Annotated in this window: 18 protein-coding genes and 1 pseudogene; 12 read left to right on the forward strand and 7 right to left on the reverse strand. The window is 63.1% G+C overall.

What is annotated here, in order from left to right; translation table 11 throughout:
* The first annotated feature begins 1 nt into the window (after window position 1).
* Together FB548_RS10125 and FB548_RS10130 are read left to right on the forward strand one after the other, a co-directional pair.
* Window positions 2-592, forward strand: coding sequence for a DUF4136 domain-containing protein (locus FB548_RS10125; protein ID WP_142124669.1), 591 nt, complete (start codon window positions 2-4; stop codon window positions 590-592).
* Window positions 593-721: 129 nt separating this feature from the next.
* Window positions 722-1,069 (forward strand): hypothetical protein, encoded by a 348-nt coding sequence (locus tag FB548_RS10130; RefSeq protein ID WP_142124670.1) that lies wholly within the window; start codon window positions 722-724, stop codon window positions 1,067-1,069.
* A gap of 13 nt (window positions 1,070-1,082) precedes the next feature.
* Here FB548_RS10130 and FB548_RS10135 read toward each other — a convergent pair whose 3' ends face one another.
* The 7 genes and pseudogenes from FB548_RS10135 to FB548_RS10165 all read right to left on the reverse strand — a co-directional run bounded on the left by FB548_RS10135 (window position 1,083) and on the right by FB548_RS10165 (window position 5,372).
* Window positions 1,083-1,376, reverse strand: coding sequence for an I78 family peptidase inhibitor (locus tag FB548_RS10135; protein ID WP_185742079.1), 294 nt, complete (start codon window positions 1,374-1,376; stop codon window positions 1,083-1,085).
* 32 nt (window positions 1,377-1,408) lie between these two features.
* Entirely contained in the window at window positions 1,409-2,182 is a 774-nt protein-coding gene (locus FB548_RS10140; RefSeq protein ID WP_142124672.1) for a DUF4239 domain-containing protein, read from the reverse strand.
* Between the two features lie 274 nt (window positions 2,183-2,456).
* Window positions 2,457-2,654, reverse strand: a pseudogene (locus FB548_RS10145) (IS30 family transposase); the annotation flags it as partial.
* 450 nt (window positions 2,655-3,104) lie between these two features.
* On the reverse strand, window positions 3,105-3,524 hold the full coding sequence (locus FB548_RS10150; protein ID WP_142124674.1) for an organic hydroperoxide resistance protein: 420 nt from the start codon (window positions 3,522-3,524) through the stop codon (window positions 3,105-3,107).
* 135 nt (window positions 3,525-3,659) lie between these two features.
* Entirely contained in the window at window positions 3,660-3,881 is a 222-nt protein-coding gene (locus tag FB548_RS10155) for a DUF2798 domain-containing protein (RefSeq protein ID WP_142124675.1), read from the reverse strand.
* Window positions 3,882-3,926: 45 nt separating this feature from the next.
* The gene (locus tag FB548_RS10160; protein WP_142124676.1) at window positions 3,927-4,337 is read right to left on the reverse strand and encodes a cupin domain-containing protein; all 411 of its coding nucleotides are present in this window, start codon (window positions 4,335-4,337) and stop codon (window positions 3,927-3,929) included.
* Window positions 4,338-4,445: 108 nt separating this feature from the next.
* On the reverse strand, window positions 4,446-5,372 hold the full coding sequence (locus tag FB548_RS10165) for a LysR family transcriptional regulator (protein ID WP_142124677.1): 927 nt from the start codon (window positions 5,370-5,372) through the stop codon (window positions 4,446-4,448).
* Between the two features lie 108 nt (window positions 5,373-5,480).
* On the opposite strand from FB548_RS10165, the gene FB548_RS10170 reads away from it, so the two are divergent.
* From FB548_RS10170 to FB548_RS10225, 10 genes are all read left to right on the forward strand, one after another.
* Window positions 5,481-6,212, forward strand: coding sequence for an SDR family NAD(P)-dependent oxidoreductase (locus FB548_RS10170; RefSeq protein ID WP_142124678.1), 732 nt, complete (start codon window positions 5,481-5,483; stop codon window positions 6,210-6,212).
* Between the two features lie 55 nt (window positions 6,213-6,267).
* A complete protein-coding gene (locus FB548_RS10175) occupies window positions 6,268-6,480 on the forward strand; it encodes a 4-oxalocrotonate tautomerase family protein (RefSeq protein ID WP_142124679.1) in 213 nt (70 codons plus the stop codon).
* Between the two features lie 1,454 nt (window positions 6,481-7,934).
* Complete coding sequence (locus FB548_RS10190; RefSeq protein ID WP_142125040.1) at window positions 7,935-9,620, forward strand: AarF/UbiB family protein; 1,686 nt, start codon at window positions 7,935-7,937, stop codon at window positions 9,618-9,620.
* A gap of 338 nt (window positions 9,621-9,958) precedes the next feature.
* The gene (locus FB548_RS10195) at window positions 9,959-10,861 is read left to right on the forward strand and encodes a Ku protein (protein ID WP_142124682.1); all 903 of its coding nucleotides are present in this window, start codon (window positions 9,959-9,961) and stop codon (window positions 10,859-10,861) included.
* Window positions 10,862-11,045: 184 nt separating this feature from the next.
* Window positions 11,046-11,393: a CBS domain-containing protein gene (locus FB548_RS10200; protein WP_142124683.1), complete on the forward strand. Its 348-nt coding sequence runs from the start codon at window positions 11,046-11,048 to the stop codon at window positions 11,391-11,393.
* 9 nt (window positions 11,394-11,402) lie between these two features.
* Complete coding sequence (locus tag FB548_RS10205; protein ID WP_142124684.1) at window positions 11,403-12,029, forward strand: GIY-YIG nuclease family protein; 627 nt, start codon at window positions 11,403-11,405, stop codon at window positions 12,027-12,029.
* Between the two features lie 83 nt (window positions 12,030-12,112).
* A complete protein-coding gene (ligD, locus tag FB548_RS10210; protein ID WP_142124685.1) occupies window positions 12,113-14,683 on the forward strand; it encodes a DNA ligase D in 2,571 nt (856 codons plus the stop codon).
* Window positions 14,684-15,037: 354 nt separating this feature from the next.
* Complete coding sequence (locus tag FB548_RS10215) at window positions 15,038-16,867, forward strand: sensor domain-containing diguanylate cyclase (RefSeq protein WP_255470521.1); 1,830 nt, start codon at window positions 15,038-15,040, stop codon at window positions 16,865-16,867.
* Between the two features lie 128 nt (window positions 16,868-16,995).
* A complete protein-coding gene (locus FB548_RS10220; RefSeq protein ID WP_142124687.1) occupies window positions 16,996-19,953 on the forward strand; it encodes an EAL domain-containing protein in 2,958 nt (985 codons plus the stop codon).
* 871 nt (window positions 19,954-20,824) lie between these two features.
* Window positions 20,825-22,981 carry a TonB-dependent siderophore receptor gene (locus FB548_RS10225; protein WP_142124688.1) on the forward strand — a complete coding sequence of 719 codons (2,157 nt, stop codon included), beginning with the start codon at window positions 20,825-20,827 and terminating at the stop codon, window positions 22,979-22,981.
* The last annotated feature ends 13 nt before the right edge of the window (window positions 22,982-22,994 follow it).

The raw sequence follows: 22,994 nt of genomic DNA on the forward strand, positions 1-22,994 counted from the left end.
AATGAACAAGACCTCATCGAATTCCGCAGCGTATGCCGTACGACTGTGCCGCGCGTTGCTCGTCCTGGCCGCGCTCATCCTGTGCGCATGCGCGACCGGTCCCAAGGTGAGTGCGGACTATGATCGCGCCGCCGACTTCAGTGCGTATCGCACCTTCGGATTCTTCGAGCCCTTGGGTGCCGATACCGCGGGCTACGAAACCCTGGTCACCCAGACGCTCAAATCGGCAGCGCGCCGCGAGATGGAGTCACGGGGCTATGCCTACCGAGTGAGTGGGGCCGACCTCCTCATCAACTTCAGTGCGAAACTGGCCCAACAGACGAGAGTGAGCCAGGTTCCCGCCCCGATGCCGATGTACTACGGGTACCGCCGAGGTTTGTACGGTGGCTGGGGAGGCTACGAGACCCATGTCGATCAGTACATGGAGGGCACGCTCAACATCGACATCGTGGACGCGCGGCGCAAGCAATTGGTGTGGGAAGGTGTGGCTGTCGGGCGCGTGCGTGACAAGGCGACGGACCAGCGCGAGGCGGACATCAACGCGGCGGTGGCCGAGGTATTCATGCAGTACCCGTTCCGGGTGGCGCCTTGAACGTTGGGCTGGCGGTCGCGCAAAGCGAGTGGGGCAGTGGGGACGCAGGCAAGATCGCCGGGATGCGGGAATCAATGACGCGGATGGCGGTACGCATCCGGCTTCTCCGCACCGCAACAAGGCGCGAGCGTGGATCGTTCATCGATCAATAGCGCGCTGTTCGAGCGCGGTGGGTTGCGGACGGCCTTCGAACATGCCCGAAATGCCGTCGTCGCGACCCTCATCATCGCCGCCGGACTCGAGGCGTCGAAGGGCGCCAATGCCATAGGGGTGCTGGGGATCAGTCCGCTTGTCGCGGGGTATCTGGTTGCAGCCGTCGGATACGTGCTCATTCTGCTCAACTGCATCGATGGCTTGCGCAGGCTATCGAGACTGCGATGGCACGTGATACCGCAGGTCGCGCTGAGCCTGGCATACCTGCTCGTATCGATCAGGATTGTCGAGTTGACGATCCTCCTGCGAACAGGCGCCTGCTGATTCAACGGTCACGTCAGCCGCAACGGATCGCGATGATCTTGTTGGCGGCATCGACGTTGACGGTGAGGCGATCATCACGATAGTCCGCCAATACCGCCCTGTCCGGCGTGATGATCCTCCAAAGACCAGCACCGCTTTGCTGGAAGAGTCGCCTCCCAGTGGCTTCATCGGCCGACTTCCCCATCGCCCACTCGGTGCCCTCAGTACTGCAGCGGCCGGAAACGGATGCCTGGGGCGGGCCCTCAGTGACGCATCCCGACATGGAGAGCAGCCCGGCAACGCTTGTTGAGATGATCACCTTGTTCATGAGTTGGGTCCTGTCCGAAGGGGTTTTGAGCGTCAGTGTTCCGGAAGTGCTAGCAGCATCTTGTCCGCGGAATCGACCTGGACGAATCCCCATCGTGGAAATTCCAGATCGACGATAACGTAAACCGTCAGGGGCAGGATCGCCGAGAATATCAGCGGATGCAGCCAGTTCCGGTTCGCGCTGTCAGCGGCGCCATAGCCAACGAGAAGGGCGCCGATCAGGCTCAATCCGCCGAGGAGAAGGAAGATGATGAGAGGCGGATGATTCTGCGTGGCACCGGCCCGAGTCGAGGTGATGTCGATCATGTCGTTGAGCGCAGGGAGTACCAGCATCGTAACCGATGAGGGTGTGGTGGGCTGATTGCAGATGACGATGGCTTTCTGCCATATCCGGTTCTGCAGCACTGCTGTCTGGGCAAGACGGCTCTCGGTAAGCTGCGTATCGGATCCGTTGCGATAGACAGAAAATCGCAGCTGTACGTACTCGCGGAAAAGACGCTTCAACTCCGGCTGTGCGTCCTTGGGAAGCAGGTCAAGACGAAGGAATGCGGTGCTTATCATGTTCGCTTCCTCCACTATCAGGTGACGCCTCGCCTCGAATCGGCTTGCCGCGCCCGAGAAGGTGAACGCGATCAGCAGACCGAGCAACCCAAACACCGCCGCTTCGGCTGCCCCGGTTCCCTTGGCCAGCCCGTCGGGATATCTGCGGATGCTGCGAACGCCAATGCGACGCCCTGCTTCGCACATCAGGAGCATGCCGATGAAGAGCCCTGCGATGGCGAGAACAATGGCGGAGAATGCATCCATATCCGCTCCAGAAAAATGATCGTCGGCTGAGCGGGGGGAGGTTGTCCGCGAACGCAGCCAATCAGTCTTTACCCATCGGCCAAGAATCTATCACGTCATTTGCATGATATTGCTGTCGGGCGACTAGCCCCAAAGGGCAATGTCGCCACCCCATAAGTTCACTTCACTCGAGTCGGGGGCTCAAGCCGCATCACCGGTAGATGTCTGCATTGTTCCCGCTGCGTTCGCATGCGACGTCACCGCGGTTTTGAGTAGCACGGCGATTTGGAATCAAGGCCAGACTCAGCGTGCTCGGAGACCTTCTCCTTATCGGCGGACGAATGCCGCCATGCGCGGCCAGGAACTTCAGCACTGAGCTGTGGTGCCGATCGAACAGGGACGCAATCTGATGCAGGGGCTCGCCCTGCTGCCAGCGATCCCACATCAGCGCCTTCTGCGTGTCGGTGTAGTAGATCCTCTTCCTGCGCTTCATCCGCAATACTTCTACAGCCTGCGCAGCCGTCAGTGCTTTGTATCGACCATATGAATCCGCGGCCGAGAGTGGACATCAGCGGGGCAGGGGATTAGGGATGTTTATCGTAGGGGGTCCGCCAGAGATCCCACTTCAGCGCTTTCTGAGTGTCGCTGTGGTAGATCCTCTTCAACGCTTCACCCGCGACACTTCTGCTGCCTATGCGCTACCACTGTGTTGCATCGATCATACGAATCCGCGACCCGAAGCGGACATCAGTTTGTTGGGGGTTCGTGGGAACTCGCGAATCCTCGTTCGGCTCAAATCCCCCCTTGCGATGGCGCGGGTCCTGATCGAGAACGCATGCCAGTCTGGACATCACATCCGGCAGCTACCGAATAGTGGCCACTTCGCCCTGATCGAAGCGCCATTGCAACGACATCCGCGCATGCGGATGCCGTTGCAGCGAGGTCAGACGAGATGGATCTCCACATCGATGTTGCTGCGCGAGGCCTTCGAATACGGGCAGATCTGGTGCGCCGTGTCTACCAGTGCGCCGGCGACGGCGGGATCCAGACCGGGGAGGCTGACGTTGAGGCGTGCCGCCAGGAAGTAGGCGTCACCGGTCAGGCCCAAGTCCACTTCGGCATCGACGGCCGTGTTGGCGGGCAGCACGACCTTCGCGGCCTGCGCTGCCTTGCCGATGGCACCCAGGAAGCATGCCGACCAGCCGGCGCCGAAGAGTTGCTCCGGATTGGTCCCAGGACCGTTGCTGCCGGGCGGTGAGAGCTCAATGGCCAGGCGGCCATCATCGCTGCGGGCAGCGCCTTGTCGACCGCCGGTGGTGTGGGTCTTGCCGGTGTAGACGACGCTGTCGATGCGGTTGATCACGGTAATTCCTGATGGATGTGAAGGGATGTGCGCCATGGAACGAAGACACTGGACGTGGCGCGCGCCCGGCGACGGGAAGTCGGTGGCGGTGCTGGCCGGTACGTGGGTCGACGATCGTGTGTCGCCCGCGTTGCGTCATCGGATCAGCCGATCGATACGCGCCTGCAGGACTGGCCCGATCAGCAGGATCGCGGGGATCACGATGACGTAGCCGATCCCCCACGAACGGAGCCAAGTGGAGAGGAATTCGCGCGGGAACCCCAGGTTGAGCGCGAGCAGGGCGAAGGAAATGATGCCGGTGGTAACGGCGCCCATCGAAAGGGCAAAGGCCACCTTCCGCTTCAGTACGGTGTTCACGACGGGATTCCGGTGTGTGTCATGTGCCACTTCGGCTTGCCGGCCTCAGCGGGCGGGGTGCAGCGCGACGATCGGTTTGTCTTTCTCGACCAGATACGTCGCCAGCTCTGCTGCAGGCGTATTGCCGGGGTTGTGAGCGGCATGCGGCGTGCCGGCAGGAATGAAGAGCGACTGTCCGGCCTTCAGAGTAACGGGCGGGGCGTCCTCGAACGTGTACGCGAGGCTGCCTTCCAGCACGTACGCGACTTCGATGCCCGGATGCGTATGCATGCCGAAAGCGGCCCCGGGTGCGAAATCGACACGCACCTGCACCACTTCCCGGCCGGGAACGTCCAGGTCATGACGCAGGGCTTCGTGGCGACCGATGCCGGCGGGCTGCGCATTCGCCGCCCACAGGGAGGTGGCGGTCAGCGCCAGCAGCGTGGCGGCGATCAGGGCGTGCTTCGTGGTCTTCATGGCGGGGCCTCCGGTGATGGGAGGCCATTTCACGCCGCCTGCGTATCCCGGCTGTGTCCGGTCATAGGCCATTTTGTATCCGAAGTTGTCCGGCGCCTGCGTTGATGCTCAATCGATGGACGGATACGCGCGCACGGATTCGAGCAGGAAGTCGACGAAGGCGCGCACCCGCAGCGGCATATGCCGGCCATGCGGATACAACAGGTTGAAGGGGCGGCTACGGCCGCCATGGCGGGGCAGCAGTTCCATCAGGTCGCCCTGTGCGATCTCGCGTTCGACCGTGAAGCGGTAGGCCTGGAACACGCCCCCGCCGTTGCGTGCGAGCGAGACGCCTCCCAGCACATCTTCCGACAGGAGGAACGGCCCCTGCGTTTCCAGTTCGATCTCGGTGGCACCGTCCTTGAACAACCAGGGGACGCGCCGCCCGGTGCTGGGCAGCTCGAACTGGATGCAGTCGTGTTCGGCCAAGTCGCCCAGATGGCGCGGCGTGCCGCGTCGCTGTAGGTACGCCGGCGACGCCACCAGCACGAGCTCGGCATCTTCCAAGTGGCGGGCGACCAGTCCCGATTCGGGAGGCTTGCGCACGCGCACGGCCAGGTCGAACCCCTCGGCGGTGAAGTCGATGTTCCGGTTGCCGATGTGCACATCGGCCTGGATGCGCGGATGACGGCGGTGGAATTCGGCGAGCAGTGGCAGCAGGCGGTAGTGCCCGTACGTGGTCGGCACGCTGATGCGCAGTCGACCGGCAGGGTCGGATTGCTCACCGGATGCTTCACGGTCGGCTTCCGCCAATTGGTCCAGCGCCTGCCGGCAGTGGAGCAGATAGGCGCGTCCGGCATCCGTCAGCCGGAGGGAGCGGGTCGTGCGCACGAACAGGCGCACGCCCAGCCTCTCCTCGAGTCGCGCGACCGAGCGACTCACCGCCGCCGGTGTAACGCCCGCGGCGGTCGCCGCGCGGGTGAAGCCACCCGTTTCGGCCGCCAGACAGAAGAGCTCCAGACTGCCCACCAGGATGTCGTCGAATCGCCGTTGCATTGATTACACCGAGTAACAGGTGAAATGCATTCTGACTCATTTATCGGCGATCTTGACGGGAATAGATTGCCGCTACGCCGAAAGGCACCCCCAATCTTCGAGGATTCCATGAGCTCCAAGACCGTCATCGTGACCGGTGCCTCCAGCGGCATCGGCTTCGCCATCGCCCGCGCCTACCTGCGACGGGGCGATAACGTCGTGGCCAATGCGCGCACGCTCGACCGCCTGCAGGCCGCCGCGCTCCAGCTCGGCCAGCCTGCCAACCTGCTGCTCGTACCCGGCGACATCGCCGCGCCTGACACAGCCAAGCGTCTGGTCGATGCGGCCGTCGACCGCTTCGGCCAGGTGGACATTCTGGTGAACAACGCCGGTATCTTCATCGCCCGACCGTTCACCGAGTACGCTCCTGACGATGTGCAGGCGCTGGTGGACACCAACCTGAAGGGCTTCTTCTTCGCGGCCCAGGCCGTCGTACCGCACATGCGCGAGCGTCGCTCGGGCCACATCGTCAACATCACGGCGAGCATCGCCGCGCAGCCGCTGCAATCGGTGCCGGCGGTGATGCCGGTCCTGATCAAGGGTGGCATCAACCAGGCCACGCGCGCGCTAGCGCTGGAACTGGCGCCGCACAACATCCAGGTCAGCGCGGTGGCGCCTGGCATCATCGATACCCCTCTCTATGTGCCCGAGATGCACGACTTTCTCAACGGACTCCAGCCGGCAGGCCGCATCGGTACCGTCGATGAAGTGGCCGACGCGGTGCTCTACCTCGGCGATGCCACGTTCACCACGGGCGTCGTGTTGCCGGTCGATGGCGGCATGTCCGCCGGTCGCTGGTGATCGTGCAGGGCCGTTGCATGCGGCCCTGCCTTCCTTCCCTTGCAGGAGACATTCCATGCCTTTCGTCCACGTCAGCATCACCCGCGATGGCACCTCGCTGGCGCAGAAGCGCCAACTCGTGCGCGAGATCACCGACACGCTGGAGCGCGTACTCGGCAAGCAGCCCGACTTGACCCACATCGTCATCGCCGAAGTCGACACCGACGATTGGGGTCACGGGGGCGAGCTGGTGACCGAGCGTCGCGCCCGCGAGGCCGCGGGACGCTGAAGCACCACCAAGGATCCGGATCGCCACCGTCATCCAGGTGGCAGGCCGGCGCGCGCCGGCCTGCCAGGCGCTCGTCAGCGGGGCGTTCTTGGTGGCGGCCAGCAGCGAACGGATCTTCGCCTCTGTTTCCTCGTACTGGCCTTCGCCGAAATGCTGGTATGCGGCCCTGCGGATCGATCAGATACAGCGCGGGCCAATAGCGGTTCCCGTAGGCATTCCAGGTGTCGTACCCGTTGTCCTGGGCCACCGGGTAGGTGATCCCGAAAGGCCCTAGCTAAGACACAGGAATCGGTCGCCACACCACATATCACCAGCGATTCCACGCCAAGTTTGGCCAGTAGTATCGGCAGCGGAGTAGCGAGAAATGCCGAATGCTTTGGCTTCAGGATATGGTAGTCGTGCGGTCGCGGCGACAACAATCCAACTACTGCGCGGGATGGGCCTCCACGATCACGGCAGGCAGCGATCAAATCGCTGAATTGGCCTTGCCAGTGTGCGAAATTGTCGTTCACATAGATCGTTGGCGCTGTGCAGCGGTCGAAGCGATTCCGCAATGCGAGTATGCGCGGTGCAATACGCTTGGCGGCGGCGCCAAGACGAACGCCTCCCTCGAAATCGAAACAATTCACCATATCTAGGATGAGTAGAGCAGTTGATTGATGTGCCATATCAATTGCCGCCTAGAACATTGGATGTTCGCCCATTCCCCATACACCTCGAACAGCCACTGGTCTGCACCCACTGCCATCGCGGTTGGTGGGGCCGGCCTCGCTCTCGCTGGGCTCCGCTCCCATTTAGACTTTCAACATTGGCCTCGAATATCCGCCGTTCGCAAAGTGGATGGATGTCAGCGCCTCGTCCTGCAGGTCCGGCACCTGGATGAGCTCCGTGAAACGGGCACCAATGCTCAACGGCCCGAGTCGCATTTTACAGGTCGTTCACCGAGTCCACATGTGAAGCACTTGATGCTCAGCGAGTCGGCCGTTCCGCGCAGACCGCGCGTTAATGCGGCATCTGTCGCTCTGTTGTAAACCCCGTCGTCGACAGTATGTATGGCGCGTGCCCACGTGAGGTGGGTAGTGTGCATGGCGCAACGCCTGCCGAAACCGGAGGCCGCACTCAACGCGGTACTGCGTCGCGTGCTCCCGGGTAGTCTCGTTCTGGATCGGGTTTTTGGCTGTCCCGATCCTGGAGTTGATCATGGTCCTTCCAGCGTGCCTTCTCGTTCCTGTGCTTGTCGGGTGTGTCCGCCTTGGCGTTGTCGCTGTGAGCGTTATCGCGATGCGTGGGGGTCCGCTTCATATGGGTGCCTACATTCATTAGAGCCCGGAACGGGCGTGTACGCATTGAGCATGCCCAAGCGGTTATCGGAACGTGATCGCGCCGCGTGTTCGTTCACGACAAGCTCACTACCTCGGTCATCACAATCCGGAACAGCAACATTGAGGTTCGGCATGAGCAGTGAGACAGAATCGACCCCGCAGACCGGCCGGCTGGCACGACGCGCCACCATCCTGCGGTTCCTGTTCCGCTACCGGAAATCCGGGGTCTTCAACGGACTGGCGTTGGACGCGAGCCTTGAAGAGGACGACGTGGCCGAGGAAGGCAGTCCGGAGCGTTTCGCCGACGAGCTGGAGGCGATGGGGCCTACCTTCGTGAAGCTGGGCCAGATGCTCTCCACGCGGCCCGACCTGGTGCCGCCTGAGTACGCCGCCGCGCTGGAGAGGATGCAGGAGAACGTCGCGCCCATTCCTTACGACCGGGTGCGTGAACAGGTCGAGGATGCGCTGGGCATCCGGATCAGCAAGGCTTTCGCGTCCTTCGATGAAACCCCATTGGGATGCGCCTCGCTCGCACAGGTGCATCGCGCGACCCTGCGTGACGGACGCGAGGTGGCGGTCAAAGTGCAGCGGCCAGGCGTGGCCCAGCAGCTGCTGAGCGACCTGGAACTGCTGCGAGGCGTCACCGATGCCGCGGATCGCATGACCGAGCTGGGTAGGCACGTGCGCTTCTCCGAGTGGCTGGCGGAATTCTCTCGTTCGCTGATGGCGGAATTGGACTACGTGGCCGAGGCGGAGAACCTGGAGCGCTTCCGCCAGCACCTGCTGCCATTCAACCGTCTGTGGGTGCCCGCGCCGATCTGGGACTACACCAGCAAGCGTGTATTGACCATGGAACTGGCGCAGGGCACGCGGGTCGACCAGATCACCGGGCTGCGCCGCACCGAGGAGTCGATGACGCCGCTGGCCGAGGAGCTGCTGCGCGGCTACCTTGATCAGATCTTCGTGCATGGCGAGATCCATGCCGATCCCCATCCCGGCAACCTGCGCGTCACCGATGACGGACGCTTGGCGATCTTCGACCTGGGTATGGTGGCCAATGTCCCTCCGCGTCAGCGCGACCGCCTGTTGAAGCTGCTGTTCGCCGCCGTGGACGGCAGGGGCGAGCAGGTCGCCGAGGAGAGCATCTCGCTGGGAGTCCGCCTTGATGACTATGACGAGCCGCGCTACCTGCGCGAGGTAGGGCAGTTGATCTCGCGGTACAGCGCGCACCAGGCCTCGATGTCGGAGGGCCGTGTCGTCCTGGAACTGGTCCGCATCGCGACGCAGTGCGGTCTGCGTACGGCGCCGGAACTGAGCTTGCTGGGCAAGACGCTTTTGAATCTGGATACCGTGTGCCATGCGCTGGCCCCCGGGCTGGACACACAGCGGCTGGTGGAAGACCAGTTGCAACACGTGATGCGCGCGCGCCTGCGCAAGTCCCTGTCCTCGCCCAATTTGGCCAGCGAGATGATGGAGGTGCAGGCGCTGATGCGCGACGGGCCGCGCAAAGTATCCGACATTCTGTCGCTCGTCGCTGAGAACCGCTTGCAGATGCGCGTCACCGGGCTGGAAGAGTCGCGGTTGATGGAGAACCTGCAGAAGATCGCGAACCGTATTTCGGTCGGGGTCATTACCGCAGCACTCATCATGGCCTCGTCGCTGATGATGCGTGTTTCGACCCCGCACACGATCTGGGGATATCCCGTAGTGGCGTTGGTATTGTTCCTGGTCGGCGTAATGCTCGGCTGCGGGATCGTTGTCAGCTCACTGCTGAGCGATCACCGTGCGCGCAAGCGGGAAGAGGCCGGGCCACGGTAGCGCCGTCGCCATTACGATGGGCGAGGCAAGCATTTCATTCACTTCGCGGGTCAGGTAGGGGGTTCTGCGCGGGCCGGACAAAGGTCGGGGGCAAACTTGGGTGGCGTCGCGTGTCTGCCAATGGCACGACCCGACCAGTGAGCCTTGCGGGATGGCGGGCTGCGGCGTCAGCGCTCTGCTGTCGTTCTCGTCGTACACAGACCCCCGGCAGACGGGGGAACTGAGGCTGCCGAGCATCTGGTCGGAGCGCGCGGACTGCCGCACCGTCCCGCTTCACATGGTCTTGCCTACGCACGCATGAAGATCTGGGCCTCAGCCGTAGCGCCCAAGGTGTTGCCATGCCACGTCCCATCTGGACCGGAACCCTGTCTTTTGGCCTGCTGAACATTCCGGTGTCGCTGATGTCGGGCGAACGGAAGGTGGACATCAGCTTCCGCATGCTGGACTCGCGCGACAGGAAGCCCATCCGCTTCGAGCGGGTGAACGCGGAGACCGGCGAAGAGGTGCCCTGGAAGGACATCGTCAAGGCCTTCGAATACGACAAGGGCAGTTACGTGGTTGTCGAGAAGGAGGACATCCAGTCCGCGGCCCCGGAGACGCACGAGTCCGTGGACGTGGAAGCCTTTGTCGACGCCGACAGCATTGGCATCCGCTTCTACGAAAAGCCCTACATCCTCGTTCCCGGGAAAAAGGCCGAGAAGGGTTACGTGCTGTTGCGGGAAACTCTGAAGAGCACGAAGAAGATCGGCGTGGCCCGCGTGGTCATCCGCACGCGCGAATACCTGTGCGCGGTCATCCCCGAAGGCGACGCGCTGGTGCTCATGATGCTCCGCTACCCGCAGGAACTGGTGGATCCGGAAGAGTACAAGCTGCCCTCGGGCAAGGCCGCCGACTACCGCATCGCGGCCAAAGAAGTAGAAATGGCGAAGAGTCTCATCCAGTCTATGGAGGCGACCTGGGCGCCGGATTCCTACCATGACGAGTTCCGCAAGCGTCTTGAGGCGATCATCAAGAAGCGCATCAAGGCGAAGGGCGCGACCACGAAATTCATCGATGCTCCCGTCGAGCAAGACGACGCGGCGACCAATGTTGTGGACTTCATGGCACTGTTGCAGAAGAGCCTGGACAGCAAGAGCAGGACGCCCGCGAAGAAGACTGCCACACGCAAGAGGCCGACAAGCAAGGCAACAAAGAAGAAGGCTCCCGCCAAGCGGACGACGAAGCGCGCGGCGGCGAAGTAGGAAGTATTGATGCCCACAAGTGCGGAATCCGTGTGCTTTGCCCTGGCAACGATGGCCGGGAACGCCAAGTCATCGACTCGCAGTTGCCGGTTCTCGTCTCCATCACCGGTGGCGTTGCGTGGGTTGTCCCGACGAATGGACGGATGCGACAAGATCATGGCTAAGGAAACGAAGGACGGTTCGCATGAAGGTGCGTGATGTCATGAATCCGGATGCCTGCGTGGTATCCCTGGATGACACCGCGCAGCAGGCCGCCACCCTGATGGCCGAAAATGACATCGCCAGTCTGCCCGTAGTCGACGAAGGTCAGCTGGCCGGTGTGGTAAGTGATCGAGACATCGCCCTGAATGTCGTCGCTGAGGGGCGGAGTGCATCCACCTCCGTCCGTGACGTCATGACATCCAGGGCGATCTACTGCATTGACGACGAAGACGTTGATGACGTTCTCTCGCGAATGGCGAGGTTGGCATCGAACCGGCTTCCCGTGGTGGACCACGGCGGAAAGCTGGTCGGCATCCTCATCCGTCGCTGACGCCGCATCATGGCTGGACGGAAGATCGTCCCGTTGGATAGCGTGGGCACGGGTGCGTCGGGCGGTGCGTTCCTCTATGTGTTCCCGTGCGCTTACGAGGACTACGCCAAGCTCGGCATCTCGAAGGAGCCGTTCGCCCGGCTGTCCGCCTTTGCACCCCGCTACTTCGAGTTCTTCGACCTAGAGCGTGGCTGGCTGGTGCGCGCGGACGCCGTACGCGAGGCGCGACAATGGGAAACCCGATTGCACCGGCACCTGCGTGCGCACGCAGCACCCCCGCCGCTGCTCGTGCCCCGTCGAGCGGCAGGCCACACCGAATGGCTGCGCGGGGCGCAGACCGCGCTGGAAGCGGCGCGTGACGACTTCATCCAGCAAGGGTTCACCGTGCACGCGAGCCTGCGGACCTGGGCCCGAGAGCGTCTGTTCGCCGAGCGGTGGCGATTGGCGACGATGGAGCAGGCGGCGGTGGCGAAATGGGGTGCCATCGAATTCTGGCCATGGCAGGTGGAGCGCACGCCACTGGCGGCCGTCCGCGACAGCCTTGATGCCTGTCGTGCGCTGGAGGTCGAGATCTCCGGCGTCGTTTCCGCTGCGTTGCGCGATTGGCACCGGCGCAGCAGCCTGCTGCCTCCCTGAGCAGGAAGACGGCACAGGCACGCGCATGCACATCGCGTTGACGACCCGCGTCGCATAAAAGGAGGGCGTTGAAGGAGGCGGTGATGAGCCTGGTGGAATATCGGCGCAAGCGCCGTTTTGACAGCACGCCTGAGCCTGCGCCGGGCAGCCGCCTGCCGCGCGGGCGTCGCCCCATCTTCGTCGTGCAGCTGCATCACGCCAGCCATCGTCATTACGATTTCCGGCTGCAGGTCGGGGACACGCTGAAGAGCTGGGCGGTCCCCAAGGGCCCCAGCCTGGATCCGGCGGTCAAGCGCCTAGCGGCGGAAGTGGAAGACCACCCCGTCGACTATGCCGATTTCCAGGGCGAAATACCGAAGGGCGAGTATGGCGGCGGTCATGTGGCGACGTTCGACAAGGGCCTCTGGACCACCGAGGGAAATCCGGAGGAACAGCTTGCCAAGGGCCATCTGCGTTTCGAGATGTTCGGCGACAAGCTGAAAGGCGGTTGGCATCTCGTGCGGACGCAGAAGCCTGCACGCACGCCGCAATGGCTCCTCTTCAAGGAGCGTGACCGCTACGCCAGCAAGCAGGAGGCCGACGACCTGCTGGAGGATGTCGCCCGCGCGCCAGCGAAGCCTGCGCGGCCCGGGACGGGAAAAGCGGCAAAGGTGGCAAAGGCGTCTTCGTCTTCGCGCGGGTCGCCGAAACGCTCCGACCCTTGGGGCGCGCGCGCCGCCAAGCTGCAGGGTGCCAGGGCGACGAACGATCCGCCGTCATTCCGTTCGCCGCAGCTCGCCAAGCTGAGCGCTACCGTACCTGCGGGCGACGAGTGGCTGCATGAGGCGAAATGGGATGGCTATCGCCTCATCGCGCAGATCAACCGCGGCAAGGTGCGCCTGTGGTCGCGCAACGAACTGGAGTGGACGAAGAAGGTGCCGGAGATTGTCGGCGCGCTCGAGGCGCTTGGGCTGCAGGACGCCGTGCTCGATGGCGAACTGGTGGCGGGGGCAGGGCGCCAGGAAGACTTCGGCCTGCTGCAGGCCGTGCTGTCCGGCGAGCGCAATGCCGTGCTGTCCTATTTGCTGTTCGACGTACTGCAGATCGACGGCGTGGATCTTTCGCACAGTCCCCAGTACCAGCGCAAGGCCCTGCTGGCGGAAATCCTGAAGAAGCCGCCACCGCACCTGATCTACAGCTCGCACATCATCGGCCGTGGCGAGCAGGCCCTGGCCATGGCCATCGAACGTGGCCTGGAAGGCATCATCTCCAAGCGCGCGGATGCGGCCTACCGCGGCGGGCGTGGCGATGCCTGGCGCAAGATCAAGCAGCGCAACGCGGAGGAGTTCGCCATCGTCGGCTTCACCCCGCCCAAGGGAAGCCGCGCGGGCCTGAGCGCCCTGTTGCTTGCCACACCGGATCCCGACCATGGATGGCGCTACGTGGGTCGCGTGGGAACCGGCTTCAATGCGCAGTTGCTGGCCGACCTGCCGACCAGACTCGGCCGGGATGCGCGCGTCAAGCCCATGGTGCACGTCGCGGTGGATGATCCCGAGCTGCGCCACGCTCGATGGGTGCGGCCGCGCCACGTGGCGGAAGTGTTCTTCCATGGCTGGGGCAGTCAAGGGCTGTTGCGGCAGTCGTCGCTCAAAGCGATCCGCGCGGACAAGACGGCAGACGATCTGCAGCAGGCTGGAATGCGCAACGCGACGGAAAAGCTGCAACCCTCACCAACGAAAAAAAAGAAGAAGCGCTCGGCTTCCGCGGTGACCTTGAGCAGTCCTGGTCGGGTGGTGTTCGCGGAAGGTGGCATCACCAAGGCGCAGGTGTTCGATTACTACCAGGCGATGCTGCCCTGGCTGCTGCCCGAGCTGGCGGGGCGGCCACTGTCAGTGGTGCGTTGCCCCCAGGGCGCGGACCGGCCGTGCTTCTTCCAGAAGCACCACACGGCGGGCATGGAGCACGTGGGCGCCGTCAGCATCGAGGAAGACAGCGGCGAGCGCGCGGACTACCTGGTGGTGGAAGAGGGAACCGGATTGCTCGAGATGGTCCAGTTCAATGCGCTGGAATTCCATCCTTGGGGTGCCACGGCGGCCTCGCCCGACAAGGCGGACTACATGGTCTTCGACCTGGACCCCGGCCCGGGTGTCGCATGGCCGCAGGTGGTGGAAGCCGCGCGCCAGGTGCGCGGGCGGCTGGAAGCGATGGGACTGGATTCGTTCGTGCGGACATCAGGCGGCAAGGGCCTGCATGTGGTGGTGCCGCTGAAACCTGCGTGCCCATGGACGCAGGTGAAAGCGTTCGCGCATGCCTTCGCCGAATCCATGGCCGCATCGGAACCGCTGGCGTACGTTGCGACGGCCAGCAAGAAATTCCGCAAGGGCCGCATCTTCATCGACTACCTGCGCAACGGCCGCGGTGCCACCAGCGTCGCATCATTCTCGTTGCGTGCCAGGCCGGGAGCGCCCGTAGCGATGCCGTTGCGCTGGAGCGAGCTGGGGCGGGTGAAGGCAGGCGATGTCTACGATCTGGGATCGGCCCGTCGCCGCATGGAGCGCATGAAGGCACATCCGTGGGGGGCTTGGACAGAGGTCAAACAGGACTTGGATGGCGCAATGCGCCTAATCGACACGATAGTCCCCAAGGCGCAAGGAAACCAGCGCAAGAATAGATGACGCGAACATCCGGACGGGGAGGGGATGGTCCTTACGCAAACTGACCTTTGCAGATCGTTGGCGGTTCACGCAGGTGGCCACTATCGGTCAATAACAGGTGCCAGTTGGGCCATGCCCCGATCAATGACAACTTCTCTCCGGATAGCCTCCTCTTCGAGGATCCAAATATCTCGAACAGTGCCTTGCTCTACTGTTGCCTTGCGTGCCTTCTCCGAAAGCACATGTCGAGCATGTGCCGCCTGCAGTGCGCTTCAGCATCCATGAACAGTCCGGCACTCACAGCCGTGCACGCCGTGCTTACATTGTCCATTCCAATATCCGCGTGGCATGAGGCTGACAGGATGCGATGTGTCCATGCAGGAGCGGAGGAGCGCGTCGGCTGATCTCGCGCTGGTTGCCGTGCTGGTCGCGGCAGGCGCTTGGTTGTCCAACACCTGGGGCGGACGCCCAGGGGACCTGTCTGCTGTCTGGATTTCAGGAGGCATCCTCTGTGCATGGCTGTTGCTCCGGCCCAGCGCCTCGTGGGTAGCGTATTGCGTGGTGGGCGGCATCGCCGATATCGCAGGCCAGTGGGCGGCCGGCACGGCAATTCCCATGGCCATCGCCCTGTCGATCTGCCAGGGAATCGAAGTGGTGGGCGTGGCATATTTCATCCGCCGCGAGATTCCCAACATCCGCGACCCCCGCCACTGGATACATCTGGGTGGCGTGGCGACGGTCAGTACACTGCTCGCCTGCGCGGTCTCGGGCCTCCTCGTTGCCGCACTGGCACACCACGTCATGAAGGCAGACTTCGGTGTCGCGTTCGCCACCTGGTACGGTGCGCACGTGTTGGGCATGGTTATCGTGGGTACCGCCACCCTCGTGCTGCACGTCGAAGGCCTGCGCGCATTGGCTCCACGCGGCCGGCGCACCCGCTTCGCAGTCAGTATGGGATTGATTGCAAGCGTTGGACTGGCAGTGTTCACCCATCCGTATCCGGTGCTCTTTCTCACGTATCCACCTTTGCTGCTGGGAGCGTTCCGTCATCGGTTTGCTGGTGTCGCCATCGGCGTGACGCTGCTTGCGGTAATCGGCATAGCGCTCACCACCACTGGCCATGGTCCCCTCGCTGGCATTTCCACCTCGCAGCCCGCGGTGGGTATCGTGCTGTTGCAGCTCTATCTGGCGGGCGGCTGCCTCCTGACCATCCCCGTGGTGCTGGCAATGGCGGAGCGCGATCGGTTGACCGCACGCGTGCGGGACAGCGAGCAGCGCTACCGACTGCTGGCAGATTTCTCGGGCGACCTCGTGGTGCGACTGAACCAATCGGGCGAGCGCACCTACGTGTCGCCTTCCGCAAGAGAAATGCTGGGTTGGTCCCCTGAAGAAATGCTGGGGTCCCGCTGGCACCTCATGCATCCTGATGATCGCGAAGGACAGCGGCGGGCGATGGAGGAAGTGGTCGTGTCCGGCCTTCCGCAGACGCATCGCTTCCGGATCCGGCACCGCGACGGCCAATATATATGGGTGGAAGGGGTCATGCGATCCGTTCCCGGCGGCGATCCCTCGGTTCCGGTAGACCTCATCCTATCTGGGAGGGATATCAGCAAGCGAGTGGCCGCTGAGCGGGCCTTGGAAAAGAGCCGACTCGAACTGGAGCGCCTGAGCCTGGTGGATGCCCTGACCGGATTGGCCAATCGACGCCAGCTGGAACGCCGGCTTGCACTGGCCATTGCACGCCTCAACAGGGGCAGGGGCGCCATCGCGCTGTTCTTCCTCGACCTGGATCACTTCAAGGAGGTGAACGATACGCATGGCCATGCGGCAGGAGACGGCGTGATCCGCTGCTTCGCCGATCGCCTGCAAGCGGTGGCGAACGAGGAGAAGGGCCTGGCGGTCCGTTTGGGTGGGGACGAGTTCGTGATTCTGCTCGATGGCAACATCACGGCAGCGGCAGTCGAGGATGTCGCACGACGCATATTGGCATCGGTCGACGCACCCATGTACTTCGGAGAAATTTCGCTGATGCTCACCACGAGTATCGGGATCGCGTTCGCGCCATCGCCTGTGGGGGAGGACGACCTGCTGGCTACGGCGGACGAGGCGCTGTACAAAGCAAAGCAGCAGGGGCGCAATCGGTTCCATCTGACCATGGCGCGTGCATCGCGTCCGCAGCAGTCCGCCCCCAATGTGTCTGCGTAGGCACTCAACTGCCAGTCCGCAGGCACCTGTGCGGCCGACCCATGCACGTGTCCGCTGGAACCGCTGTCGCGGCGCGTGCATGATCGGCGCGTCGAAGGGACGTCCAATATGGCAGGGGTGACGACGCCATGAGAGCGGCGCTGACGCAGGCAACCGCGGCCTCCCCATCCACCGTGCGCTGGATCGGCACCTGCCTAGGCCTATTCATCAGCATTGGGATGGTTCTGACGGTCGTGCAGGATCGGCTTGCACGCGTAGAAGCAGCGCGGCGCCAGAGTACGGCCGTGGCCATTGGTGTGGATCGCCTGCTCCATTACGAGATCCGCAACCTCGAGCGTGCGTTGCGAGGCATGGCGGTCGAAGCGGATGGCTACGTGGAAGACTATCCCGAGCGCAGCCGATGGGATCTACCGGCTGCGATCCGCGGGGTAGTCTCGCGACATGTCGAACTTCAGGATATCGATCTGTACGACGCCGAGGGGCGCGCGATCCATCATGGCGTCGGGGCGCACGAACGTCCGACTCACCCTACATACACTCCCGGGCATGGCGGGGGGCTGGGCGTGGGGCGTCTACAGCAGGAGGGCCATGGCGAGCCGATCATCCCCTTGGCGCTGCGCACACCCGAAGGCAACTGGCTTGTGGCGCGGCTGCGCACGTCGGAGCTGCAGCGCATGCTGGAGGGTCTGGATATAGGTAGGCGGGGCAGCGCGGGAATCCTGGACTGGAATGGCGTGGTGCTGGCGCGCCAAGGCATCAGTGGCGCCTACGTGGGCAGGGAGGTGCCGTTGCCTGCAAACCTCATGCCGGGCGCTACGGTGCAACTGGATATGGTGAGCCGACTGGATGGCATCGAGCGCTTCGCCAGTTTCACCTCGACCAGTGACTATCCTTTCGTTGTGGCAGTCGGTCTTTCGAAACAGGAAGCGATGGCGCCTTGGTGGCGCTATGCGGTCATCGCAGGGTGCCTGTTGGTGCTCTATTGGCTGGGGATGTCTTACCTGATGCGGAGGATGTCGGTGTCCGAGGCTGCGCGCCGTAGAGTCCACGATGAACTAAGGCGACATGCCGACTGGCTCACGAAGGCCCAAGAAGCTTCGCACGCAGGTGTATGGGCAATGCAACTTGGCGATGACCACGTCCGCGCTTCCGCGCATGCCGCCAGCTTGTTCGGTTTTGCCCCTGTCGCGGGCACGCTGCCACTGGCGGAGTTCTTCCAGCGCATGCACGTACTGGACAGGCAGAGGGTCGAACGCGAATTCGAACAGGCGCAGGCAAGCGGGCAGCCGTTCCGCTCCGAGTACCGCATTGTCATGCCGGACGGACAGTGCCGTTGGATCAGTGCGCAGGGCGCGGTGATCGAGGGTGAAGACCACAAGCCACGCATGACGGGCACGATCGTCGACATCACCGAGCGCATGGCGCGGCAGGAAGAGCTGAAGCGCGCGGAGATCCAGTTCCGCGAGTTGTTCGACCTGAATCCACTGCCGTTCTGGGTATTCGATATCGAGTCGCTCCGGTTCCTGGCAGTCAATGCCGCCGCCATTTCCCGTTACGGATACTCGCGCGAAGAGTTCCTGGGGATGACTATCCTGCAGATTCGCCCGGCTGGAGAGGTCGAGGCGGTACTCGCGTCGGTCAATGACGGTGCCGAGCCACGCGAAGCCTCGCCTGTATGGATTCATGTCCGCCGCGACGGAACGCCCATGCATGTCCGCGTGCACAGCAGCAGCATCGTGTTCAATGGGCGTGCAGCGCGGTTGGTGCTCGCTGAGGACGTGAGCGATCGGGTGGCCCACGAGAAGGATCTCGCGTGGCGGGCTGCGCATGACGAGGGCACGGGCCTGCTCAATCTGCGTACGTTCGTCGAACAGCTGGATGACCCGCCGGAACCGGTCGGAAACAACGGGATCTATGCTGTCGCTTACGTGCAGTTGCGCGATCTCGCGTTCGTTTCGCCCACTTTCGGGCACCGTACGCGCGACGAGATGATCTCCGGCATCGCGCGGCGTCTCGCTGCCGTCGCGGGTCGGCACGGTCCGCTAGCCTACGTGCCTGCCGATGCCTTCGTCGCCGTGACGCGCCATGCGGCCGACTGGAACGAACTGGTGGACGAGCTGCTCACTGCATTCTCCGAGCCCGTCGAGTCGGGAAGTGGAAGCCAGCGCATGGAAGCATGGATCGGAATCGCCTTCCGGCAAGCCCCCGACCAGGGGGCGGAAGAGGTCGTGGCACATGCATCGCTTGCCGCGCTGCAGGCCCGCGCCGAAAACAGCAGGACGATGCACTACACCGACAGCATGGCGGACGACGCCAGTCAACGACTCGCTATGATCGATCGCCTGCGACGGGCGCTGCCGGGCGATGAGTTCGAGCTCTTCTTCCAGCCCATCCAACGCATGAAGGATAGTGCGGTCTTTGCAGTCGAAGCGCTGTTGCGATGGCGTACCCCAAGTGGCTACGTTGCACCGGATAAGTTCATCCCCCTGAGCGAGGAATCGGGCCTCATCGTGCCCATCGGCGATTGGGTGATCGACAAGGCGGCACAGGCATATCAGGCGGTGGCGGCGGCGGGATTCCCCGGAATGGCCATCGCGGTGAATGTTTCCGCTGTGCAATTCATGTCGGGGAGCGTTCCCCGTCTACTCCGGAGTGTCCACGAGCGCTATGGCCTCCCGCCCGGCAGCTTGCATGTCGAGTTGACAGAGAGTGTCATGCTTCGCCGCCCCGATATGGCGCGGGCGGCGATGGAGGAATTGCAACGCGATGGCGTGTTCATTTCCATCGATGACTTCGGCACCGGCTTTTCAAGCATGACGTACCTGCGCGACTTACCGGTGGATTGCCTGAAGATCGACCGCAGCTTCGTCCGCCAAGTGCACCGCGACGCGAGGAATGCATCGATATGCCAGGCATTGATAGCACTTGGGCGCGGACTCGGCCTCGACATCGTGGCCGAGGGCGTAGAAGCCGAGGAGGAGCTGGCCTGGCTGAAGCGGCATGGCGTCGACAGTGTCCAGGGTTTCCTGATCGCACGGCCCGCTCCGCTGGAAGAATTGCTCGCCTGGCTCGCGGCGCCTAAATGAGCGCTGGCATCACCGATTCACATATTTTCGGTACGCATTCGTTGTTGTCCGAAAGCTGGAATCTCAGTCTGATGTTGGAGTAGTGGCAGTATCGACATATTTCCTAGTGTTCTATCGCCATCTTGCTGTGGCCTAAGATCCGAGCGCCTTCAACACCGCCTGCGCTAAAAGGCGCGCTGCTCCTAAGCGTGGTAGCCGGCCAGCACGGTATTGGCTACGTGTTTGTCCATGAGCACCGCGCCGTTGGTACGCACGCGATCTTCGATGGAATTGCGTCTTGCCGTGCCATGCGATACAGATGTGGGGTCGCTCGGATCCCTATAGTGCGAGCCTAATGGGGCCATAGGTTACAGCCGCGAACTAGACGCGCGCATGGCTGAGATCTAGCCAGTCTTAACCATTTAACTCGTGCTCCATCCGTTCCTGCGGGCTAGTGCAATAGCAGCGCTTTCGGCCCTATCGCGGCTAACGTGGCGCTCAGTGGTGACCACGTCGACGCGTGCACGCCCCTCTGCAATGCGGAACATTGCGCGGCCCTGCCAATAGACCATTTCCAGCGGATCAATCTTCTCGATCGTCTGTACAGTCAGTTGGTGTCCGTTGTCCGTGATCGTCCTTACGGTCATAGCTTGCCCCTCGCTACGTGGAAATCTACTTCAAGGACCTACGGCACGGCAAAGGATGCACCGGACCGCGAATCTTTGCGGCCTTCAGTGCGCTCCCTTTGGATCTTGCCCTGCACCGTGAAGTGGGCTCGTGGGAGGATGAGTTTGAGGCGAGGGAGCTGAGAGATCTGCTGTCGGCTAGCTGCGACCGGCAAGAACAGGTGATAGACTGATGCTCTTGATAATCATTCGCATTGAAAGCCCTCATGTCCCCCCAACGGTTTACGCGTGGCCTCCTGGCCACCGCCCTGTCCTTGGCCATTTTTCAGGCTCATGCCCAGGCTTCCACTGACGCCGCACCTGCCAACCCTGATGTAACCGAACTGGATTCGGTCCAAGTCTTGGGCCGGGCCCAAACTCTGTACAAGGCCGACGATGCCGCGGTCGGTACCCGCACCGATACGCCCTTGGCTATGGTGCCGCAGTCGGTACAAGTCATGCCCCGCGAACTGATCGATGACCAGGCCGCACGCCAGGTCACCGACCTTTACCGGAGTATCAGTGGCATCAGCTTCTTCAGCTATGCCGGCGTGACCCTGCGGGGATTCCGCCAGGAGAACGTGCTGTACGACGGGCTGCGTGGGGATCCCTATGCAGGCTTCTCCGTCCCGCAATTGTTCAACATCGAACGGGTCGAAGTACTCAAAGGTCCGGCCGGTGCGCTGTATGGCGGCGGCGATGCCGGCGGTGTCATCAATTACGTTACGCGCAAGCCGCAAGCCAAGGTGCAGCGCCGGGCCGAAATCCAATTCGGCAACGAGGATTTTGTTGCCGGTTCGGTCGAGGCGACCGGTCCGCTCACCCCGTCCGGAAGGGTGCGTTATCGCCTGGGAGCCTACGGCGATGGCGAGGAGGGCGTTCGCTGGAATGCGGACAGCCAGAGCGTGATCGGTGATGCCTCGATCGCCATGGACATCGGCAAGACCGGCGAACTGACGGTGCAGTACACCGACATCACCCAGAACCTGGGGGGCAACCGGCTCCGCGGGGTGCCAGTGAACGACAACGGCGAATTCCTCACGAACCGTCGCTGGAATCACAACGAAGCCACCGACTTCCTCGACATGAATGCCAAGGTGCTGCTCGCGCAGTATCGTTTCTCGCCGGCGCAAGCATGGGACGTCGACTTTGCTGCGCGATGGTTCGAGAACAGCGAGCATCAGATCTACCACGAGCCGATGGGCTTGATCGACCGGGACGGCGATGGCACTGCGGAATGGATGACGCGCCAGCTGCGCAACCAGTACCGGGACAACGACGCCATTGCCGTCAACGGCAATGCCGTCTGGCGCTTCAGCACCGGGGCGGTGGAACACAAGTTGCTGTTCGGCGCCGACTACTACCACGTGGATTCGGATTTCACGGCACAGACAGCCAATAGCGCGGACCTGGTTCGCAACGCAGGACCCGTGCCCGGCATCGACCTGTTCAATCCCGTATACGGGGTCACCTCCTACCGCGACTACAACCTCGCCGCCCTTCCGTGGCGCGACACCAGCACCCGCGGCATTCGCTACGGCGGTTACATCCAAGACGAGCTGACCCTGACACCGCGCTGGTATCTGCTGGCCGGCTTGCGCTGGGACGGCTTTGAGGATGAGGACGTGATCGGCGGAACCCGCGTGGACGGTCACGACCTCAGTTGGCGCCTGGGCAGTACCTTCGTGCTGCGTGATGGACTGAATGCGTATGCCAGCGTGGCCAGCGGCTTCGTGCCGCAAGCGACCGGCAACCAGAACCCCGCGGCAGGGGGCCCTTTCGATGCCGAGCAAAGCAAGCAGTGGGAAGTGGGTCTGAAGACTCTGCTGGCCGATGGCCGCCTCACGCTCAATACGGCGCTCTACCGGATCGATCGCAGCAACATCGTGCAAGCCACGGGCGAAGTCGTGGACGGCACCAACCAGCTGGCGGCACTTGGCCTGGTACGCAGCGAAGGCCTGGAAGTCGATCTGCTCGCAGACGTGACCGACCGTTGGGTCGTCAACATCGCATACGCCTACAACGACGCCCGCGTGATCGATGCCGGCAGCAACGGCATCACCAATGCGTCAGGCGATCGCTTCGCCAACGCACCGCGCAACAAGTTGGGCCTGTGGACCCGCTACGACATTCCCTCCATCGCATCCGCCATCGGTTTCGGAGCGGACTACACGGACGAGCGCATCAGCCTGGAGGGGCAGCGGGTCAAGCCGTACACGATCTTCGACCTGAGCTGGCAGACGCAATGGCGGGACTGGAAGTTCCAGGCCAACATCAAGAACCTGTTCGACAAGGTCTATGCGGCCAGCGGCTTCATCGAGCGCAATGGCCATTTCCCCGGTGAACCGCGACGGCTCTACCTGCAGGCGGCCTATACGTTCTGACGTCATGCGCCAG

This window comes from Pseudoxanthomonas sp. 3HH-4 (assembly GCF_006716465.1).
In the GTDB taxonomy this organism is placed as follows: Bacteria; Pseudomonadota; Gammaproteobacteria; order Xanthomonadales; family Xanthomonadaceae; genus Pseudoxanthomonas_A.

Excerpts from the sequence above, each read along its gene's own strand:
- FB548_RS10215 (WP_255470521.1), top strand. The coding sequence starts at position 15,038 with ATGCAGGAGCGGAGGAGCGCGTCGGCTGATCTCGCGCTGGTTGCCGTG.
- FB548_RS10160 (WP_142124676.1), bottom strand. The coding sequence starts at position 4,337 with ATGAAGACCACGAAGCACGCCCTGATCGCCGCCACGCTGCTGGCGCTG.
- FB548_RS10195 (WP_142124682.1), top strand. The coding sequence starts at position 9,959 with ATGCCACGTCCCATCTGGACCGGAACCCTGTCTTTTGGCCTGCTGAAC.
- FB548_RS10125 (WP_142124669.1), top strand. The coding sequence starts at position 2 with ATGAACAAGACCTCATCGAATTCCGCAGCGTATGCCGTACGACTGTGC.
- FB548_RS10225 (WP_142124688.1), top strand. The coding sequence starts at position 20,825 with ATGTCCCCCCAACGGTTTACGCGTGGCCTCCTGGCCACCGCCCTGTCC.
- FB548_RS10140 (WP_142124672.1), bottom strand. The coding sequence starts at position 2,182 with ATGGATGCATTCTCCGCCATTGTTCTCGCCATCGCAGGGCTCTTCATC.
- FB548_RS10135 (WP_185742079.1), bottom strand. The coding sequence starts at position 1,376 with ATGAACAAGGTGATCATCTCAACAAGCGTTGCCGGGCTGCTCTCCATG.
- FB548_RS10170 (WP_142124678.1), top strand. The coding sequence starts at position 5,481 with ATGAGCTCCAAGACCGTCATCGTGACCGGTGCCTCCAGCGGCATCGGC.
- FB548_RS10175 (WP_142124679.1), top strand. The coding sequence starts at position 6,268 with ATGCCTTTCGTCCACGTCAGCATCACCCGCGATGGCACCTCGCTGGCG.
- FB548_RS10220 (WP_142124687.1), top strand. The coding sequence starts at position 16,996 with ATGAGAGCGGCGCTGACGCAGGCAACCGCGGCCTCCCCATCCACCGTG.
- FB548_RS10190 (WP_142125040.1), top strand. The coding sequence starts at position 7,935 with ATGAGCAGTGAGACAGAATCGACCCCGCAGACCGGCCGGCTGGCACGA.
- ligD (WP_142124685.1), top strand. The coding sequence starts at position 12,113 with ATGAGCCTGGTGGAATATCGGCGCAAGCGCCGTTTTGACAGCACGCCT.
- FB548_RS10200 (WP_142124683.1), top strand. The coding sequence starts at position 11,046 with ATGAAGGTGCGTGATGTCATGAATCCGGATGCCTGCGTGGTATCCCTG.
- FB548_RS10165 (WP_142124677.1), bottom strand. The coding sequence starts at position 5,372 with ATGCAACGGCGATTCGACGACATCCTGGTGGGCAGTCTGGAGCTCTTC.
- FB548_RS10205 (WP_142124684.1), top strand. The coding sequence starts at position 11,403 with ATGGCTGGACGGAAGATCGTCCCGTTGGATAGCGTGGGCACGGGTGCG.